This is a genomic window from Brevibacterium aurantiacum (assembly GCF_007558825.1).
Lineage (GTDB): Bacteria > Actinomycetota > Actinomycetes > Actinomycetales > Brevibacteriaceae > Brevibacterium > Brevibacterium aurantiacum_A.
On record NZ_VLTK01000008.1, the window covers coordinates 156260 to 172965 of the forward strand.

Genomic DNA, 16706 nt, shown 5'->3' on the forward strand with positions numbered 1-16706 from the left:
CATGACCCAGACATCGAACGAGACCATCTTTGACGCTGTCGGCGGCCATCCCACCTTCACCCGCCTCGTCGATGTCTTCTACGATCACGTGGACCGCGACGAGGTGCTCATCGCGATGTACCCGGAGGGACACGACCTCACCGGCGCCAAGCACCGGCTGCAGATGTTCTTGGAGCAGTATTTCGGCGGTCCCACGACCTACCAGGAAGAACGCGGCCACCCACGGCTGCGGATGCGCCATTTCCCCTTCGCCGTCGACTTCGACGCTCGTGACCGTTGGCTGACGTCCATGCGGGCAGCGCTTGATGATGTGGCGCTGCCGCCGCTCTACGATGAGATCTTCTGGGACTATTTCCAACGGGCGGCTACGGCCATGGTCAACACGAACAGCAATCCGGTCTGAGAGCTCGGCGCTGCCTGCGGGAGCGACGCCGAGCTGTCACAGCTGAGGGGTCATCGGGCCCGGGTGAGAAGATGCCCGCCCGGAGTTGAGATACGCAGCCATCCGGAGGTCGCGAAGACTTCGTATTCCTCGGTGGTCTCCCCCGCCGAGGCGGTATCGGCCTCCGGGATGAACCGCAGCGCGCTCGCGGCGAATGCGAGCCCCCCGGGCAGCTCTGTGCCTCCTACCCCTGTCATCGGCTTCGACCACACACGCGAACGCAGTGCCTTCACCGCGTGTGAGCCGGCACCCTCGGGAGCACCGTCGCTGATCTCCGCGACTCCCGCCTCGGCGGTCGAACGAAGGACGTCACCGGCGATTCTGTCACGGGCCGACCACTGCCCCTTCGGGGGCGCTATGCCGGTCCAGGACACCAGGACCGAGTTCGGCGGGACTGGCAGACGGGTGGCGTTCTCCTCTCTGGCGAAGCGATCCTTGAGGTTGGCCAAGGGCACGACCTCATCGAGACCGTCCATTTCCGGTCCGTTCAGGCGCAGCATGCGCATAGCCAGCACCAGGGGTGTGGAGTCGCCGATCCCATGCGGGTACAGGGGTGCAATGGTCACGACGAGCACGGTCGATGATACGTGCAGACGCATGGCTCCATCGGGGTCCAGACGATGGGCCAGCGAAGTGAATGCGGCCAGATCCTTCATCGCGAGCGGATCGGCGATCTCCAGTTCCGTCACCGGCGACTCCGCATCGGAACGGCTGGTCGAATGACATCTGACATAGCTGCTGTCTCCTCCTGGCTCAGGCGCCGTGGTCGAGAGTTTGTTCTGTCCACAAAGACGATGACCGTCTCCGCCAGCGTATAGGCGACCGAACCATCGGGTTCGGCGATGACGTAACCGATGGTCACAGACGCCGGCTTGACCTCGCTGATGACCAGGTCAATGGCAATGGGTCCCGCGCGATAGGGAATCGGTCGGCGATACTCGATCGTGTGCGAGGCAACGAGCAGCTCGGTGGTGTTCGAAGCCTCGGCGAAGATCGCCGGAATCGTGATCCCCGATACCGTGCCCGAGATTCCCAGCTGACCAGGAGTTGTGGGGGCATCGGTGCTGTGCGTCGGTGACCCCAACGCTCGGACACGTGCCTCTTCGAGCAGGCGCAGCTGAGTGACATTGTTGACGTGGCCGTAGGCATCCATGTCACCCCATCTCAGTTCCAGCAGGACTCGTGTGAATTCGTGCAGATGGGGATTTGTGGTGCCAGTGTGCATAGGACCCATCATGCCACTTTCACTGCGGCGGTGAGTGCCGCGATAGGATCATGAGCACAAGGACGAGAATCATTGTCGCAGGCTGGAGGCCCATATGAGCGATGTAGAACCCACGACTGCGAAGGCGAACGTCGACACACTGCGCAAAGTGCTCGAACTCGACACCCTGAGTTCCGCTTCAGCGTCTCGAGAGAGCGACTACTTCGTCGGACAGAACCAATACAAGCCAGATGGGCGTGTCTTCGGCGGTCAGGTGGTGGCACAATCCGTAGTCGCCGCTGCCTCGACCCTGCCGGATGATCGCCTCATCCATTCACTACACGGCTATTTCCTTCGTGCCGGGGATGTCAGCGAACCGATCGAGTTCGGTGTCGAACGACTCCGTGACGGGCGATCGTTCTCCGCTCGGCGTGTCCACGCCTATCAGAAGGATGTGCCGATCCTGTCCCTGATCGCCTCATTCCAAATCGAGCAGGAGGGCTTCGAACACGCTGAGACCATGCCGTCGGGCCTGCCCGGTCCACTGGAGTGCCCGGAGCTGCGCGACATTCTCGCAGGACAGGACACACCACAGGTCACCGAATGGTTGAATAAGCGACCCTTCGAGATCCGTCCAGTTGAGGCCTCCCTGTATCTCACCTCCACCGATGACCGCCAGCGCGAACGGCAGCACGTGTGGTTCCGCGCCAGCTCGCCCTTCGGCGATGATCCGGTGCTCAATGCTGCCGCACTGGCCTACGCCAGCGACTTCAACCTGCTCGAACCGGTACTGCGCCGTCAGGGACTGAGTTGGACGAGTCCGGGGCTCCGGGTGGCGAGCCTCGACCACGCGATGTGGTGGCATCGTCGGGTCCGGGTCGATGAGTGGATGCTCTACGTTCAGGAGTCTCCCGCCGCCCAGGGAGGCCGCGGTCTCGGATACGGGCGGATCTTCGCCCAGACCGGCGAGCTGCTGGCCACAGTGGCGCAGGAGGGCATGGTCCGCATCAAGGCACCTCAGTGAACCACGACACCGCGATGATCGAGATCCTTGGGAGGATCCTCTCCCGTCTGGTCAATGTCGCGCTCTTCATCGTCATCACGATCGTGGCCCTGGTATTCCTCCGCGAGGCAATGGACATCAACCTCGCGCTGATTGCGCTCCTATCAATCGTCATCGGAATCGTCGGCACCATCGCCGTGAGATATCTCTTCAAGCTTGTGCTTCGCCTCGGCGATCTGTTCTCCCGATAGGCGGCTGCCAGAGCGCTGACCGATCTCAACACGCAGAACTCCTGCCTACTGATGATGCCCCGGTCATCAACCGGGGCATCATCAGTAGGCAATCAGCCCTGTGCGCTGCGCTGACAGTGTCCATCACGCAGAACTCAATCAGTCAGTCACGGGTGAGGCGACGGTGGGTCACGCGATGAGGGCGAGCCGCGTCTTCACCGAGTCGTTCGATCTTGTTCTTCTCGTAAGACTCGAAGTTCCCTTCGAACCAGAACCAGCCCGCGGGGTTGTCTTCTGTGCCTTCCCAGGCGAGGATGTGCGTGGCCACGCGGTCGAGGAACCAACGGTCGTGCGAGACGACCACTGCACAGCCGGGGAACTCCAGGAGTGCATTCTCCAAGGAACCCAGCGTTTCCACGTCGAGGTCGTTTGTCGGCTCATCGAGCAGCAGCAGGTTTCCGCCCTGTTTGAGGGTCAGCGCCAAGTTGAGGCGGTTGCGCTCACCACCGGAGAGCACTCCCGCCTTCTTCTGCTGGTCCGGGCCCTTGAACCCGAATGCGGAGACATATGCTCGCGACGGCATCTCCACGTTGCCCACCTGAATGAAATCGAGTCCGTCAGAAACGACTTCCCACAGGTTCTTGTTGGGATCGATTCCGCCGCGGGACTGGTCAACGTAGGAGGTCTTGACGCTGTCGCCGATCTTGAGGTCTCCCCCGTCGAGTTCTTCGAGTCCGACGATGGTCTTGAACAGAGTCGTCTTGCCGACGCCGTTGGGGCCGATGACACCGACGATTCCGTTACGCGGCAGTGAGAAGCTGAGCCCGTCGATGAGAAGACGATCATCGTAGCCCTTCTGCAGGCTGTCGGCTTCGATGACGATGTCGCCGAGGCGAGGACCGGCAGGGATCTGAATCTCTTCGAAATCCAGCTTCTTGGTCTTCTCAGCCTCTGCTGCCATCTCTTCATAGCGTGCCAGACGGGCCTTGGACTTCGTCTGCTTGGCCTTCGGGTTGGACCGGACCCAGTCGAGTTCGTCCTTGAGGCGCCTCGACAGCTTCGCGTCCTTTTTGCCCTGGACCTGCAGACGTTCCTGTTTCTTCTCCAGGTAGGTCGAGTAGTTGCCCTCGTAGGGATAGAGGTGTCCGCGGTCGATCTCAGCGATCCATTCGGCCACGTGGTCGAGGAAGTACCTATCGTGAGTAATTGCGATGACAGCGCCGGGGTAGGTCCGCAGGTGCTGTTCCAGCCACAGCACAGATTCCGCGTCAAGGTGGTTTGTGGGCTCATCGAGCAGGAGCAGATCAGGCTTTTCGAGCAGCAGTTTGCACAACGCCACACGGCGGCGTTCACCACCTGAGAGCACACTGACGTCAGCGTCGGGCGGTGGGCAGCGCAGAGCATCCATCGCCTGCTCAAGCTGAGAGTCGAGGTCCCAGGCATCCGCAGCGTCGATCGCTTCCTGCAGCTTGCCCATCTCTTCCATCAGGGCATCGAAGTCTGCATCGGGACTGGCCATCTCCTCAGAGATCGCGTTGAAGCGGTCGAGTTTTGCCTTGATCTCGCCGACGCCTTCTTCGACGTTGCCGAGAACAGTCTTGTCCTCGTTCAGTGGTGGCTCCTGCAGCAGGATGCCCACTGTGAAGCCGGGGCTGAGCCGAGCCTCACCATTGGACGGCTGTTCGAGTCCGGCCATGATCTTGAGAATCGTCGACTTACCGGCACCGTTCGGACCGACCATGCCGATCTTCGCACCGGGGTAGAAGGACATCGACACGTCATCCAGAATGACTTTGTCGCCGTGCGCTTTACGCGCCTTGTGAAGGGTGTAAATGAATTCGGCCATAATAACTTCAGGTTATCGGTTCAGCACGCACAAGTGCCAATTGAGTCACTCCTCGAAACCCTTGGATCAACCGCCGCCCAATGATGGTGCTTCACCCGAAGATGACCCCTCGGAGGAGCCGCCTTCCGACGATGTCCCTCCGGACGAAGAGCCTTCGGAGGAGGTGCCCTCAGAAGAACCTTCGGATGAAGAGCCGTCTGAAGATGTGCCCTGCGACGAGGTGCCTTCCGACCCTTCGTCTGGCGCCGGACTCTCTGAGGCTCCGTCCTTGCCGTTGATATCCTCGCCAGGCATATGCCCGGCGCCGTTGGAATCGCCGTCCTTTTCGCGCTTGTCGCCTTCAGGTGCCTTCACACCCTTCGGACGTTCGACCTCGCCGAACAGACACGAACCGGTCGATTCTGTGGGAGGCATCAGCTCTGCAGTCGCCTTGCCTTTCCGAATCTCTCCGATGACGCAGCCTTTGTCGGTTTTGACGCCGAACATCTTCGAGGGAACGTCGTTGCCCAACGGCGAATCGTCGATTGTGGCTTCGAGCTGGTCCGCATCATAGCCTGCATCGATCATGGTCGTGAAGAACTTCTTCGTCGACGGGACCTTCTCCTCATTGCCGGTCAGTGGCTTGAGTGCCTTGACGACCTTGTCGACCTCGGCTACCGGTTTCGCCGGAGTGCGGGCGGGCGTCGGATCAGAACTATCACCACCGATGCCCAGCAGCGAACAGCCCGACAGAGCTAAGGTCAGAGCTCCGAGACTCAGGAGGGGAACGAGACGCATCAACAACCTCAGCAGGTGGGAACGATGAACAGTCTCACTTTAACCGATTGCGCGCACTATCGCGGTCAGATCCAACGTGTTCCAGCATCGACAAGTTCACGTGACCCCTGCGATGACCGTGATGCAGCTCTGTTCCTCCTCGCTCAGAACGGTGCTGCTGCGCTCACCGTGTCACGAGCGATGGCATCATCAAGGTCTCCGGAGTCTCCTCCGGCAGCATCGGCAGTCACATCATCTCCTGCACCTACCGAGTCGCCTTCTCCCTCGTTCCCTGCGCCGAGGCTCGACGCTTCGGAGGCATCGGGCCCGACATCGTCTGCGCCTGCCCCGCCGAGGCTTCCCCAGGCTGAGTCGCTGCCTGACGATTCCTGCGCCTGGCCATCGTGTTGTCGGTTCACACTGCCGGCCTTCTGATAATTGGCGGTTCCGTAGCGAAGATCGGGACCGATGTGCTCGGCGACTACAGTCGGAGAGATTCCGCTCTTCTCCGCTGTCGACCATTCGCGGATCTTCAGGGTCCCCTGCACCACCACCGACATTCCCTGATGGAGGCTCATCGAGGCGTTGCTGGCCAAGGGCCCATAGCAGTCGACGCTGAACCACGAAGTTGTATCGGAGACATATTCCCCGGTCCCCTTGTCCAGGCGCCAATGATTGACCGCCAAACGGAAGGAAGCGCAGGCTCTGCCCGAGGGAAGCGTCCGGCTCTGCGGATCGGCGGCCACAGTACCGCTGAGGTTGATCGGAATGATGGACATCGTGTTGCCTCATTTCTTGGGTAGTTTCGTGATCTGCCCTGCCGGATCGCCCATCGGGGACGAAACGGTCTGAATCGACCGAACACGTCAACCACCATTGAGCGTGCCAGGCAGCCCAGTGTCCAGACATGAAAAATGCCCTGTGGACGGTTGTCTACCGTCCACAGGGCACTGGCACACGAGTCGTTGCTCATGTGCACAGAAGTGTCAGTGCAGCGTCTCGTAGGCGCGCCGGTGTTCGCCGATCACAGCATTGACAGGCTCCAGATAGGAGCTCTGTGCCACGCTCCCAACAGCCTCGCGAAGTTTGCGATCGACGTCGCTGGCCGCCTCATTCGCGCCCTTGTTCCGCGCGGACTTGGCGATCACCGAAGTCACAACGGACCCGATGATCCCCACCACCAGCAGACCGATACTGACAATCCAGCTCCATCCCGGAAGCACTCCGGGCACTACGATGGCGAGGATCGCTGTGGCGATGACACCCAGCAGCCCGAGGATCGTGGCGATGAAGAAGATGATCTGCAGAAACCTGGCCAAGGACCACCAACCGGGAGTCTGCGGTTTGATATCCACAGCGGTGACGGCGGAGTCCAGCGTGTCGGACAGCTCAGCAGTGCTCGCCTTCTCAGCCTCCGCGACTGCGCTCTGCCATGGTCGCGGCATAGTCGACACTGATTCTGCGATGAGCTCATGGGCCATCAGGCGCACCTGAGAGCTTTGGGCTCTGCTGGTCGCGGGCACCGACGCGCGGATGAGTTCGTCTCTGCCTTGACCGTGCTTAGCTCCCAACGGATCGGGGGCATTTCTCTGCATCCATGCCAGCACCGGATACCCCGTCTTGCGGTAAGCCCGGCGAATATAGTCATCGTGGACGGTCTGCGCGACAGCATCGACGCCGGCGGCATCAGACATTGTCTCCACCAGACGCGAAGCTCCCGGACGTTCATCGGGTGGAACCACCGGCTCGCCGAGTTCGTTCTGCATCCGTTTCGCCATCGCCTGCATGTCAGCCAACAGGCGTTCAGAGGCGGCTTGCTTGGAATCGACGGTGTCAGCCAAAATCGACCGGACGTCAGGAACACCATCTCGTGTCACGGCAGACGTCAAGTGCACCTTGGTGTCGGTGAGCCCGTCCTCGACGAGCAGCTTCTGCAGGTGGTCAGCAGCAGCTTTCTGCTCTTCGTCACTGAGTTTGTCGACCTGGTTGAGAACGACGACCATGTTCGCGCTGTTCTCTGCCAGCTTCGCCAGGTATTCGGAGTGCAGTGAGAAGTCAGCATATTTCTGTGGGTCGACGACCCAGAAGACAACGTCAACGAGGCCCACGAGTCGATCAGATTCGACACGATGCTTGACTGCGGTCGAATCGTGGTCAGGCAGATCAAGCAGAATCAGACCATGGAGCTTACGCTGATCGTCACCGTCGAGCGCCGATTCGCGCCAGGTCCGGCTGCGTTCTGGGACATGCAGCCAGTTGAGGATGTCGTTGCCACCTTCGCCCCACACACATGCAGTGGGGCGGGAAGTAGTCGGACGGCGAACACCGACCCGGGCGATGTCCAGCCCGGCGACAGCGTTGAACAGTGACGATTTTCCCGAGCCAGTGGAACCAGCGAAGGCCACGACGGTGAATTCCTCGCCCAGGCCGAGGCGATCCTCGGCGCGGTCGAGCAGATTCTGCGCGTCTTCGCGAACTTCAGGACTCAGTTTGTCGGGCCCCAGAGACAGAGTGTCTCGGATGCCTTCGGCCCGACGCCTGATCTCGGACTGTGCAGGATCGTTCACAATGCCACCTCAAGTCGATCACCGGAGGCGCGCAGAACGCCCGCTTGCCGCGCCGGTACCGCGGATAGTCGTAATACGTTGTCAAAAGGCATGCGGCAGTCGCCGAGGATTCCTGCCGCTGTAGTCAGGAAGCGATCCCTGATAGATCCGATGAGATTCACGGCCTCCTGTTCACCGAAGATCGTGCCGGCGAGACTGAGAGCGACATTCGCGTCATTGCGCGAAGCATGATCGTCCGCATATGTGTACTTAGGGTCCCAGAATGCCGCGTATTCGACGACAGCGCAGACTCCGCCGACGCCGAACGACAGGATCCTGGCCTTAGACTTCTTGCCCTGGCCGATGTCTCGCACGAGCGCGTTCACCTCGTTGGACCATCCGCTCACGGCAGACTTGACCGCATCCTCAAGGTCGTTCGCGCTCTGCCGGAGTTCGGGGTGTGCGTCCAGCAACGCCGATCCGGCCGGATTGCGCAGCCACTGGGCACTGATCTCGTCAACGACACCGATCGCCTGTTCCCGCAGTGAGATCGCTGCGCTGCGCAGTATCGCGATGTGCAGAGGCGAGGCAGCATCGTGCTTGCCTGTGACCGCAGCGGAGATTCTGTCGCGCATGCGAGCCATGGTGGGCTCCAGACCGCGAAAGAGCTGTCCCGTCCCTACGAAGTCCTGCCATCTGGCATTGACCTCTCCATGCAGGACGCGACCGTCGGAGAATATCTCGGCAAGTCCTTCGCTCGCAGCATTGAAGGTCTGGTCAAGGCTGAGCTGCAGATCGTCGAAAGTCGACTCCTGCGACTCTGCGTAGTCGGCCAGAGACTTCACCTGGGCGGGCATTGCGCCGATCGATCCGGTGAGGGTCCGCTGTCGGATGCGCTCCTGAGACTGGGCCTCCGAGCTCACCTGATTGATCCAGGATCGGATCGGATAGATCGCTGAGTGAGGCAGCAGGCCCTCTGCCAGCTCGAGTTCAGCCACCGCGAAGATCGGCGAATTCGCCAGACCCGATTCGGACAGCAGGCTGGAAAGATGGTGCCTGACCTCGCGATTCGCCTCCGGCGGCACCCGGTCGAGCACGATGGCCACGGAGGTGTTGCGAACCGCGGCGTCCCTCAGCAGGGCCCAGGGTGCAGCATCGGCATAGCGGTTGGCTGTGGTCACGAACATCCACAGGTCGGCGCTCATCAGGATTCGTCGAGCCAGCTCGCGGTTCGACTCGGCAATTGAGTCGATGTCCGGGCAGTCAAGCACAGCGGTGCCGGGTTCGACGTCGTCATTGGGAACGAGTACGACAGATGGGGTCGAAGTCGTGGGGTCCGTACTGCGAGGCAGATCGGACAGGAAGGACTGTGATTCGAAGAATTTGGTGTCGGCGGGGTTATGGACCACGATCGGGTTGCCCGTCGTTGGTCGGCGCACTCCGGCAGGGCTCACTGTTCGTCCCACCAGTGAGTTTACGAGCGTGGATTTGCCCGCGCCGGTCGATCCGCCCACGGCGATCATGAAGGGCGTCTGCGTCCGATTGATCCGCGGCAGCAGGTAGTCAGTCAACTCCGAGGAGAGCTGACGGTGCAGTTCGCGACCGTCAGCGAAATCTTCGGTCTGCAAGGTGAAGCGGGTTTCGGAGACTCGCTTCGCGATATCGCTCAGCGCTCCTCCCACTGGTGGCGTCACGGCACTCTTACTGTCTGTCATCACGCATCCACTCTCTACGTTTTCCCAGCCGTGCACCAATTGCCACGCCGTAACGACGGGTAATTGCCTATTGGTGGGAATACTGGGAGCGTCACTTGGTCTCTCAGTCTGAGAAAAAGTACCCCCAAAGTACCCCCGGCGGGGCTCGAACCCGCGACCTACCGCTTAGAAGGCGGTTGCTCTATCCAACTGAGCTACGGAGGCTCAAATATCCTAACCGATGCCGGAACGAGAACAGAAAGCGGCCCTCGTCAGTGTCTCAGAGATCGAACTCTGAGACACTGACGAGGGCCGCTGTGTCCGGGCAGCTACTCTCACCCCGCAGCAGGGGTGTTCGACGTGCGGATCAGTACTCGCGAGCGACGCGCTCCAGTGACTTTCGCACCGTCACGAATGAGACCGCCACTAGTCCGGTGAGGGCGAGGATGACGGCCACTGCTTCGATGGCGAAGGCGAAGTCGACGATGACCGGAAAGAAACCGGCCGCCATGAACCCGAGCAGGGCGACCATCGTCAGTGCGGTGGCTGTGGTGAAATACGTGGAACCGTTCATTGTTCATCTCCTTCTTCCTTAAAGAAAGAGTAGACCCGAATGAGACCTGCGTCACTAGGAAATGTCCGAGAGTTTCACCTGTGCCCAACTTACCTGTCGGTACCATTCGACGGTGATGAGCAGACTGATCAGCCGTTGTCGCGAGCGTCGAGGGCCCTTTCCAGGCGCTCGAGCTTCCCATCGATCTCACCGGTGTAACCGGGACGAATATCGGCCTTCAGCACCAGCGCCACTCGCGGGCCGAACTCACCGACGACGTCGGTGGCCTCTTTGACGACAGCGAACACCTCATCCCATTCACCTTCGATCGTGGTGAACATCGAATCAGTTCGGTGAGACAACCCGGACCGTCGAACGACTTCGACAGCCGCGGCGACCGCATCGTGGACCGATGCGTCCGTATTGTCACCGCCGCTGGGTGCGACGGAGAATGCGACGAGCATGATGCCCTCCTTAAGTATCTTTGTCTTAAGTATCTTTGTCAGTTCTGTGCGGGCACGGACACGATGAGCGAGTCACCCTGGCCGCCACCACCGCAGAGGGCGGCGACACCTGTGCCGCCACCTCGGCGCTGGAGCTCGAGCGCAAGAGTCAATACGATGCGCGCTCCGGAGGCGCCGATCGGGTGGCCCAGTGCAACAGCACCACCATTGACGTTGACCTTCTCAGGATCGATGCCCAGGTCCTTCGAACTGGCGAGCCCGACTGCGGCAAAGGCTTCGTTGATCTCATAGAGGTCGAACGAATCAGCCGCGACCCCTTCCTTCGCGGCAGCCGCCTGAATCGCCTGTGAAGGCTGATGCTGCAGCGACGAGTCGGGACCTGCCGTCCACCCGTGCGAGCGGATCTCGGCGAGAATGGGGGCACCGAGCGCTTCAGCCTTCTCACGAGACATGACGACGACTGCGCATGCACCGTCGGAGATCTGTGAGGCGTTTCCGGCAGTGATCGTGCCGTCCTTGCGGAAGGCCGGTCGCAGCTTGGCCATCGATTCCGGGGTCGTCTCTGCGCGCACGCCCTCATCGGTGGAGACGGTCACGTCACCCTTGCGACCGGTGATGGTGACTGCCTCGACCTCATCGGCGAAAGCGCCCGATTCCCAGGCCTGCGCTGCACGCTGATGTGAGCGGGCAGCGAAGGCGTCCTGGTCCTCACGCGAGAATTCGAAGTCACCGGCGTTGGCCTCCTCGGTCAGACCACCCATGGCCTGGTCGGTGAAGGCATCCCACAGACCGTCATAGTCCATATGGTCCTTGACCACGACATCACCGTATTTGTAGCCCGAACGTGACTTCTCCAGCAGGTGGGGAGCCAGGCTCATCGATTCCTGTCCTCCGGCGACGACGACGTCATACTCCCCTGCCCGCACCAGCTGGGCTGCCTGTGTGATCGCGTTGATGCCGGACAGACACAGCTTGTTCACGGTGACACCGGGCACGTGCATCGGGATGCCGGCTTCGACCGCGGCCTGCCGCGCAGGTCCCTGACCGAGCCCGGCTTGCAGAACCTGCCCCATGATGACGTATTCGACGTCCTCGCCCCTGATCCCTGCGCGACCAAGTGCGCCCGAGATCGCCTTGCCGCCCAACTGCACAGCTGTCAGCGACGACAAGCCTCCCTGCAGACGCCCGAACGGAGTACGCGCACCCGCGACGATCACTGCTTCAGCCATATTTCCTCCTCAGATATTCGTACCCCGCTCAAAGCGAGGGAAGTCGACGAAGTGTTGCCTGCTCCAAGGGTAGTCCAGCTGTCTGTGGCCTCCGTCACGGGGGTTATGTGTCATGGTCGCGAGAGACGTCCACACTTGGGAATTCGCACCCAACACTCATGGTGAGTCCGTTAGAGTAGTGGTGGGACGATTTGACCACATACCTTGACACGACAGGAGTCCACTTCAGTGACGCCCACCGAAGAATTCCGCACAGCGATGCGCGGCTACGAAAAAAGTGAAGTTGATTCTCGCCTGCAGCAGCTGCGAACCGAGGTCGAGTCCGTTCGTAAGGCCCTTTCCGATGCCCGAAGTCAGGTCATCAACGCTGATCGCGCGAAACTTCAGATCGCCGGAGAACTCTCCGAGGCGAAGGCCCAGCTGAAGAAGGCGGCCAATGACAGCGCCGAGGCTTCAGGTCCTCCCGGAAGCCGCATCGACCATCTGCTCAAGATCGCTGAATCCCAGGCACGCGAGACTCTCTCACAGGCAAACTCCGACGCAGAGACGATTCGCAATAAGGCACGAGCCGAAGCCGCTTCGGCTCGTGCCCGCATGCACACAGAGAGCAACGACACTCTGTCCAATGCCCGTTCCGAGGCTGATGCCATCATCAGTTCGGCCGAGCTGCGCGCCGACGAGACTGTGAAAGCTGCCGAAAAGCGTGCTGCAGAGCTCAAGGCGACAGCAGAACGCGAATACAACCAGGCCAAAGAGGCAAATGAGGCTGCCACGAAGGAAGCCCGCGAAAGCCTCGAACACGAGCTCGCCGGGCTCAGGGCGACTTCTGAGAAGGAGGCTGCCGATCTGCGGGCAGAGGCCAAGAGCCAGGCAGATGAGTCGATCAGCACTGCTCAGGCACAAGCCGACGAACTCCTCGCCGCTGCGAAGGCTCGGGACGCGGCATCGACCAAGGCTTCTGACGAACTGGAGGTCGAGTTGGCTGGCAAGCGCCAGGCGGCGGAGGCTGATCGCAAGAAGCGTTACGACGCAGCTCAGATAGAGAACAAGAAACTCATCGACGAGGCTCAGGCGCGTGCGGCGAAGGCAGATACAGAGGCCAAGGAAGCCGCAGAGAGAGCGGAGACGACCCGTTCGGATGCGGTGAAGAAGGCTGACGACATCATTGCCGACGGCAAGACTCGCGCGCAGACCCTCATCGGTGAAGCCCGGGCAACGGCCGAAGCCACCATTGAGGAATCCGCGGCCGAAGCCAAGCGCAACGTGGCATCGGCTCAGTCCCAGGTCGACCTGTTGACCAAACAGCGCAAGACGATCACAGCGCAGCTCGATCAGCTCCGTTCGCTGTTCGCCATGCCCGGTGTGATGGGCGGCGATTCCGTCGACCCTGCCAAGGCTGAGTCTGCGTCCCATGCCACCGAGCAGATCGCCGATGAGCAGGAGCTCGCCGACCTTCTGGCGGAGGATCCCGAGGAGACAGACAAGGCTGATGACATCGCTGCTGCTGACGACGCGGATTCCGGCGCGAAGAGCACGGACGGCCCAACCGACACAGCTGCATCACCGGACTCCACGGACACTGCGGAGGCATCGGATCAGACCGTGCCTTCCGAGGCGGCGGAGCCTCAGGGAGCTCAGTTGGAGGCCGAGGAACCTGCCACGACGGACGATTCCAATGCGGCCGAGGACTCCGACCTGCCGAATGGAGCTACCGATGCCGACACGATAGCCATCGATGCTCAGGTTTCGGGGTCGCAGAGCAAGAGCAGCAAGGCGTCGCGTTCCGGGAATTCGCTGCGCTGAGGTCTGCACCATCCCACAGCCCACACCGATGAGAAGGGGCCAGTTCACAAAGAACTGGCCCCTTTTTTTCGGGTCTCGATTCCTGGCCCGCCTACGATCGGCCGACGACCAGTACCCTCACCTGAATTTCTGAAAGCACCTCGTGTGCCAGTGGCGACGGGAATCAACTCCCACCTCGGTGCCGTGTCGCGCGGCCTGTCGCCAGGCAACGATATGTGCCGTCGACGACGCCACGTCCTGTCCGCACCCCGGGCAGATATAGACCTTGCCCTGAGAATTGCCGGCAACGCTCTGCACCGACCATGTCCCGTCGGGCAGATCTCGACTTGTGCGCAGACCACTCACGGAGTCGGAGAGCTCACGCGGCGCCTGCTGCCATTTGTTTTTGCGACGCGAGGAGGTAGATCGTGGCATCTGCCCATTCTCTCACGTAAGGTGAAGCGCGTGCGTCTCGTCATTGCTAAGTGCTCCGTTGATTATGCCGGTCGTCTGACCGCCCATCTGCCCATGGCCACCCGTCTCATCATGCTCAAGGCCGACGGCTCGATCCTCATCCATTCGGATGGCGGATCGTACAAGCCTTTGAACTGGATGACTCCCCCGTGTTCGATCAGAATCACTGATCCGAGCCAGGAACAGGAGGAGGCCGGTCTGACCGAAATCTGGACGGTCTCGCAGGCCAAGACGGGTGACAAGCTCGTCATCTCAATCGCCGAGGTGATCGCCGATGACCAGCATGAGTTCGGAACCGATCCCGGACTGGTCAAAGACGGAGTGGAAGCCCACCTGCAGGAACTGCTGGCCCAACATATAGAGACTCTCGGAGACGGCTTCAGCCTAGTCAGGCGCGAATACATGACGGCGATCGGGCCAGTCGACATCCTCGCCCGCGACCACGGCCACAAGTCCGTTGCCGTGGAGATCAAACGACGTGGCGATATCGACGGCGTCGAGCAGCTGACGAGGTATCTGGAACTGATGAACCGTGACCCGCTGCTCACACCGGTCCAGGGAGTCTTCGCCGCTCAGGAGATCAAACCCCAAGCTCGGACCTTGGCCGAGGATCGTGGCATCCGCTGCGTCGTCTTAGACTACGATGCGCTGCGCGGTATGGACGACCCTGACTCGCGTCTGTTCTGAGTCCTATTCGAAGCTGAGGATATCGGCTTTTTCAACGCGTTCGATGTTGGCGCCGAGACTGCGCAGGTTCGATACGAAATTCTCGTAGCCGCGTTCGATGTGGTCGATGCCGGAGACCTCTGTGATTCCCGCGGCCCGCAGGCCCGCCATCACCAGGCCGGCGCCGGCGCGGATATCTGAGGCTTCCACCTCGGCACCGGACAGGCTGTTGACACCGGAGATCAGGGCGTGGTTGCCGTCGACTCGAACCTTCGCGCCGAGTCGCGCGATCTCCTGGACGAACCTCCAACGAGCTTCGAACAGATTCTCCGACAGCAGTCCGACACCGTCTGAGACTGAATTCAGTGCGATCACGAACGGCTGCAGATCTGTGGGGAAGCCGGGAAACGGCATAGTCGCGACGCGAATCGCATGCGGCCGCTCGGCACCGATGACTCGGAATCCATTTCCACGCGTGCCATCGCCGAGCTCGATTTCACCGAGGTCATCGACGGTGGCGCCCGAGTCGCGAAGTTTGATCGCGATATTGGGCATCAGCTCGAGTCCGACTCCCTTCACGGTCACATCACCGTTGGAGAGAGCCGCACCGAAGGCGTAGGTTCCAGCTACGATCCGGTCCCCCACCGTACGGTGATCAACCGGATGGAGTTCGCCGACACCGGTGATCGTCAGGTCGGCCGTGCCGATCCCACTGATCTGGGCGCCCATATCGACGAGCATTGCGCAGATGTCGACGATCTCCGGCTCCTTGGCCGCATTTGAGATTGTGGTCACACCATGGGCCAACGTTGCCGCCATGACCAGGTTCTCCGTCGCACCGACGGAGGGGAATTCGAGAACGATGTCCGTTCCGTGCAGACCGCTGGGAGCCTCCGCGACGAAATAGCCGTGATCGAGATGCACCGTTGCACCGAGAGCTTCGAGACCTGCCTGATGCATGTCCAGGCCCCGGGAGCCGATCGCGTCTCCGCCGGGAAGGGCTACATGTGCTGCACGCATCCGTGCGGTCAGCGGCCCGAGGACGGAGATCGACGCTCGCATTGCGCGCACAAGCTCATAGTCCGCCTGGATGCCGACCTCCGCGGGAACATCGATGCTGACGATGCCCCGATCGGCATCGTAATCGACGTCGCAGCCGAGCCGAATGAGAAGCTGAACCATGATGCGCACGTCGAGGATCGCCGGCACATTGGTGATCGTCGTACGGCCAACGGCCAACAGACTGGCCGCCATGAGTTTGAGGACGCTGTTCTTGGCTCCCCTGATATCGACCTCACCGCGCAGCCGACTCGGACCGGTCAAGCGAAAGACATCCATCAGGTGAACCTTCCCATCGTCGGGTTGAAGCCGGGGGGCGATGATTCCAGCCAGGAGGCCATCGTAGACAGCGATTCGGTGTCCATGGCCAGAGATACGGAACGAGGTCGGCCATCAGCCTTCCCGTAGGAGCAGTCCACCACCACTGCGTCGGGCAGCACCGAGTACTGTTCACCGGACGTGGGTTTGCGACGGACGAGAATATCGAGGTCGGCACGCGGGAGACGAACTGCGGCGCGTCGAGTCAGCGCGAATACGGGATACCAGTCCAGTGATGCCACTGAGAACACTGCTACACCCAAACGCCAACGTGGGCGAGAAGAGGATTCCTCGCCCACGTTGATGGAACAGTCAAAAGCACCGGAGAGCTTCGAAATCGACCTGCGTCGAATCGTCACGACGACGATCAATGCGAGGGCGAGTCCTACTAACGAGAGCAGAACGATCAGAAGGACGGAAGGGTTCACGGTTGCCAGTTT

The 16706-nt window shown here is 61.1% G+C and carries 17 protein-coding genes and 1 tRNA gene; 5 read left to right on the forward strand and 13 right to left on the reverse strand.

Annotation, left to right across the window (positions count from 1 at the left end):
* Position 1: 1 nt before the first annotated feature.
* Entirely contained in the window at positions 2-403 is a 402-nt protein-coding gene (locus FO013_RS14570; RefSeq protein ID WP_143923285.1) for a globin, read from the forward strand.
* A 50-nt stretch (positions 404-453) separates the two neighbouring features.
* On the opposite strand, the gene FO013_RS14575 is transcribed toward FO013_RS14570, so the two are convergent.
* Together FO013_RS14575 and FO013_RS14580 are read right to left on the reverse strand one after the other, a co-directional pair.
* Entirely contained in the window at positions 454-1131 is a 678-nt protein-coding gene (locus FO013_RS14575) for a DUF8185 domain-containing protein (RefSeq protein WP_143923286.1), read from the reverse strand.
* Entirely contained in the window at positions 1128-1667 is a 540-nt protein-coding gene (locus FO013_RS14580) for an acyl-CoA thioesterase (RefSeq protein WP_143923287.1), read from the reverse strand. Before FO013_RS14580 ends, FO013_RS14575 begins: the two co-directional genes overlap by 4 nt.
* 94 nt (positions 1668-1761) lie before the next feature.
* Here FO013_RS14580 and FO013_RS14585 point away from each other — a divergent pair, with 94 nt between their 5' ends.
* On the forward strand, positions 1762-2670 hold the full coding sequence (locus FO013_RS14585; protein WP_143923288.1) for an acyl-CoA thioesterase: 909 nt from the start codon (positions 1762-1764) through the stop codon (positions 2668-2670).
* Positions 2667-2900, forward strand: a complete 234-nt coding sequence (locus FO013_RS14590) for a hypothetical protein (protein WP_260848171.1) — start codon at positions 2667-2669, stop codon at positions 2898-2900. Before FO013_RS14585 ends, FO013_RS14590 begins: the two co-directional genes overlap by 4 nt.
* 142 nt (positions 2901-3042) lie before the next feature.
* Here FO013_RS14590 and ettA read toward each other — a convergent pair whose 3' ends face one another.
* From ettA to FO013_RS14635, 9 genes are all read right to left on the reverse strand, one after another.
* Positions 3043-4725: an energy-dependent translational throttle protein EttA gene (gene ettA / locus FO013_RS14595; RefSeq protein WP_143923289.1), complete on the reverse strand. Its 1683-nt coding sequence runs from the start codon at positions 4723-4725 to the stop codon at positions 3043-3045.
* 66 nt (positions 4726-4791) lie between these two features.
* On the reverse strand, positions 4792-5502 hold the full coding sequence (locus FO013_RS14600; RefSeq protein WP_143923290.1) for a DUF6993 domain-containing protein: 711 nt from the start codon (positions 5500-5502) through the stop codon (positions 4792-4794).
* A gap of 143 nt (positions 5503-5645) precedes the next feature.
* On the reverse strand, positions 5646-6260 hold the full coding sequence (locus FO013_RS14605) for a single-stranded DNA-binding protein (protein ID WP_143923291.1): 615 nt from the start codon (positions 6258-6260) through the stop codon (positions 5646-5648).
* A gap of 207 nt (positions 6261-6467) precedes the next feature.
* Positions 6468-8048: a GTPase gene (locus FO013_RS14610; protein ID WP_143923292.1), complete on the reverse strand. Its 1581-nt coding sequence runs from the start codon at positions 8046-8048 to the stop codon at positions 6468-6470.
* Entirely contained in the window at positions 8045-9742 is a 1698-nt protein-coding gene (locus tag FO013_RS14615; protein ID WP_260848172.1) for a dynamin family protein, read from the reverse strand. Before FO013_RS14615 ends, FO013_RS14610 begins: the two co-directional genes overlap by 4 nt.
* 130 nt (positions 9743-9872) lie before the next feature.
* A tRNA-Arg gene (locus FO013_RS14620) sits at positions 9873-9946 on the reverse strand.
* 142 nt (positions 9947-10088) lie between these two features.
* Positions 10089-10295, reverse strand: a complete 207-nt coding sequence (locus tag FO013_RS14625) for a hypothetical protein (RefSeq protein WP_143923293.1) — start codon at positions 10293-10295, stop codon at positions 10089-10091.
* A gap of 128 nt (positions 10296-10423) precedes the next feature.
* Positions 10424-10738 (reverse strand): thiamine-binding protein, encoded by a 315-nt coding sequence (locus FO013_RS14630; RefSeq protein ID WP_143923294.1) that lies wholly within the window; start codon positions 10736-10738, stop codon positions 10424-10426.
* 38 nt (positions 10739-10776) lie between these two features.
* Positions 10777-11967, reverse strand: a complete 1191-nt coding sequence (locus tag FO013_RS14635) for an acetyl-CoA C-acetyltransferase (protein ID WP_143923295.1) — start codon at positions 11965-11967, stop codon at positions 10777-10779.
* A 228-nt stretch (positions 11968-12195) separates the two neighbouring features.
* On the opposite strand from FO013_RS14635, the gene FO013_RS14640 reads away from it, so the two are divergent.
* Positions 12196-13770 (forward strand): coiled-coil domain-containing protein, encoded by a 1575-nt coding sequence (locus FO013_RS14640; protein ID WP_143923296.1) that lies wholly within the window; start codon positions 12196-12198, stop codon positions 13768-13770.
* A 444-nt stretch (positions 13771-14214) separates the two neighbouring features.
* Positions 14215-14910 carry an endonuclease NucS gene (gene nucS / locus FO013_RS14650; RefSeq protein ID WP_143923297.1) on the forward strand — a complete coding sequence of 232 codons (696 nt, stop codon included), beginning with the start codon at positions 14215-14217 and terminating at the stop codon, positions 14908-14910.
* 3 nt (positions 14911-14913) lie between these two features.
* On the opposite strand, the gene murA is transcribed toward nucS, so the two are convergent.
* Positions 14914-16227, reverse strand: coding sequence for a UDP-N-acetylglucosamine 1-carboxyvinyltransferase (gene murA / locus FO013_RS14655; protein WP_143923298.1), 1314 nt, complete (start codon positions 16225-16227; stop codon positions 14914-14916).
* A complete protein-coding gene (locus FO013_RS14660) occupies positions 16227-16694 on the reverse strand; it encodes a DUF2550 domain-containing protein (RefSeq protein ID WP_009884056.1) in 468 nt (155 codons plus the stop codon). The genes murA and FO013_RS14660 overlap by 1 nt, the downstream gene beginning before the upstream one ends.
* Positions 16695-16706: the final 12 nt, after the last annotated feature.

Coding starts and splice junctions, on each gene's coding strand:
- FO013_RS14570 (WP_143923285.1), top strand. CDS start 2: ATGACCCAGACATCGAACGAGACCATCTTTGACGCTGTCGGCGGCCAT.
- FO013_RS14580 (WP_143923287.1), bottom strand. CDS start 1,667: ATGCACACTGGCACCACAAATCCCCATCTGCACGAATTCACACGAGTC.
- FO013_RS14585 (WP_143923288.1), top strand. CDS start 1,762: ATGAGCGATGTAGAACCCACGACTGCGAAGGCGAACGTCGACACACTG.
- ettA (WP_143923289.1), bottom strand. CDS start 4,725: ATGGCCGAATTCATTTACACCCTTCACAAGGCGCGTAAAGCGCACGGC.
- FO013_RS14600 (WP_143923290.1), bottom strand. CDS start 5,502: ATGCGTCTCGTTCCCCTCCTGAGTCTCGGAGCTCTGACCTTAGCTCTG.
- FO013_RS14605 (WP_143923291.1), bottom strand. CDS start 6,260: ATGTCCATCATTCCGATCAACCTCAGCGGTACTGTGGCCGCCGATCCG.
- FO013_RS14615 (WP_260848172.1), bottom strand. CDS start 9,742: ATGACAGACAGTAAGAGTGCCGTGACGCCACCAGTGGGAGGAGCGCTG.
- FO013_RS14625 (WP_143923293.1), bottom strand. CDS start 10,295: ATGAACGGTTCCACGTATTTCACCACAGCCACCGCACTGACGATGGTC.
- FO013_RS14630 (WP_143923294.1), bottom strand. CDS start 10,738: ATGCTCGTCGCATTCTCCGTCGCACCCAGCGGCGGTGACAATACGGAC.
- FO013_RS14635 (WP_143923295.1), bottom strand. CDS start 11,967: ATGGCTGAAGCAGTGATCGTCGCGGGTGCGCGTACTCCGTTCGGGCGT.
- murA (WP_143923298.1), bottom strand. CDS start 16,227: ATGGATGTCTTTCGCTTGACCGGTCCGAGTCGGCTGCGCGGTGAGGTC.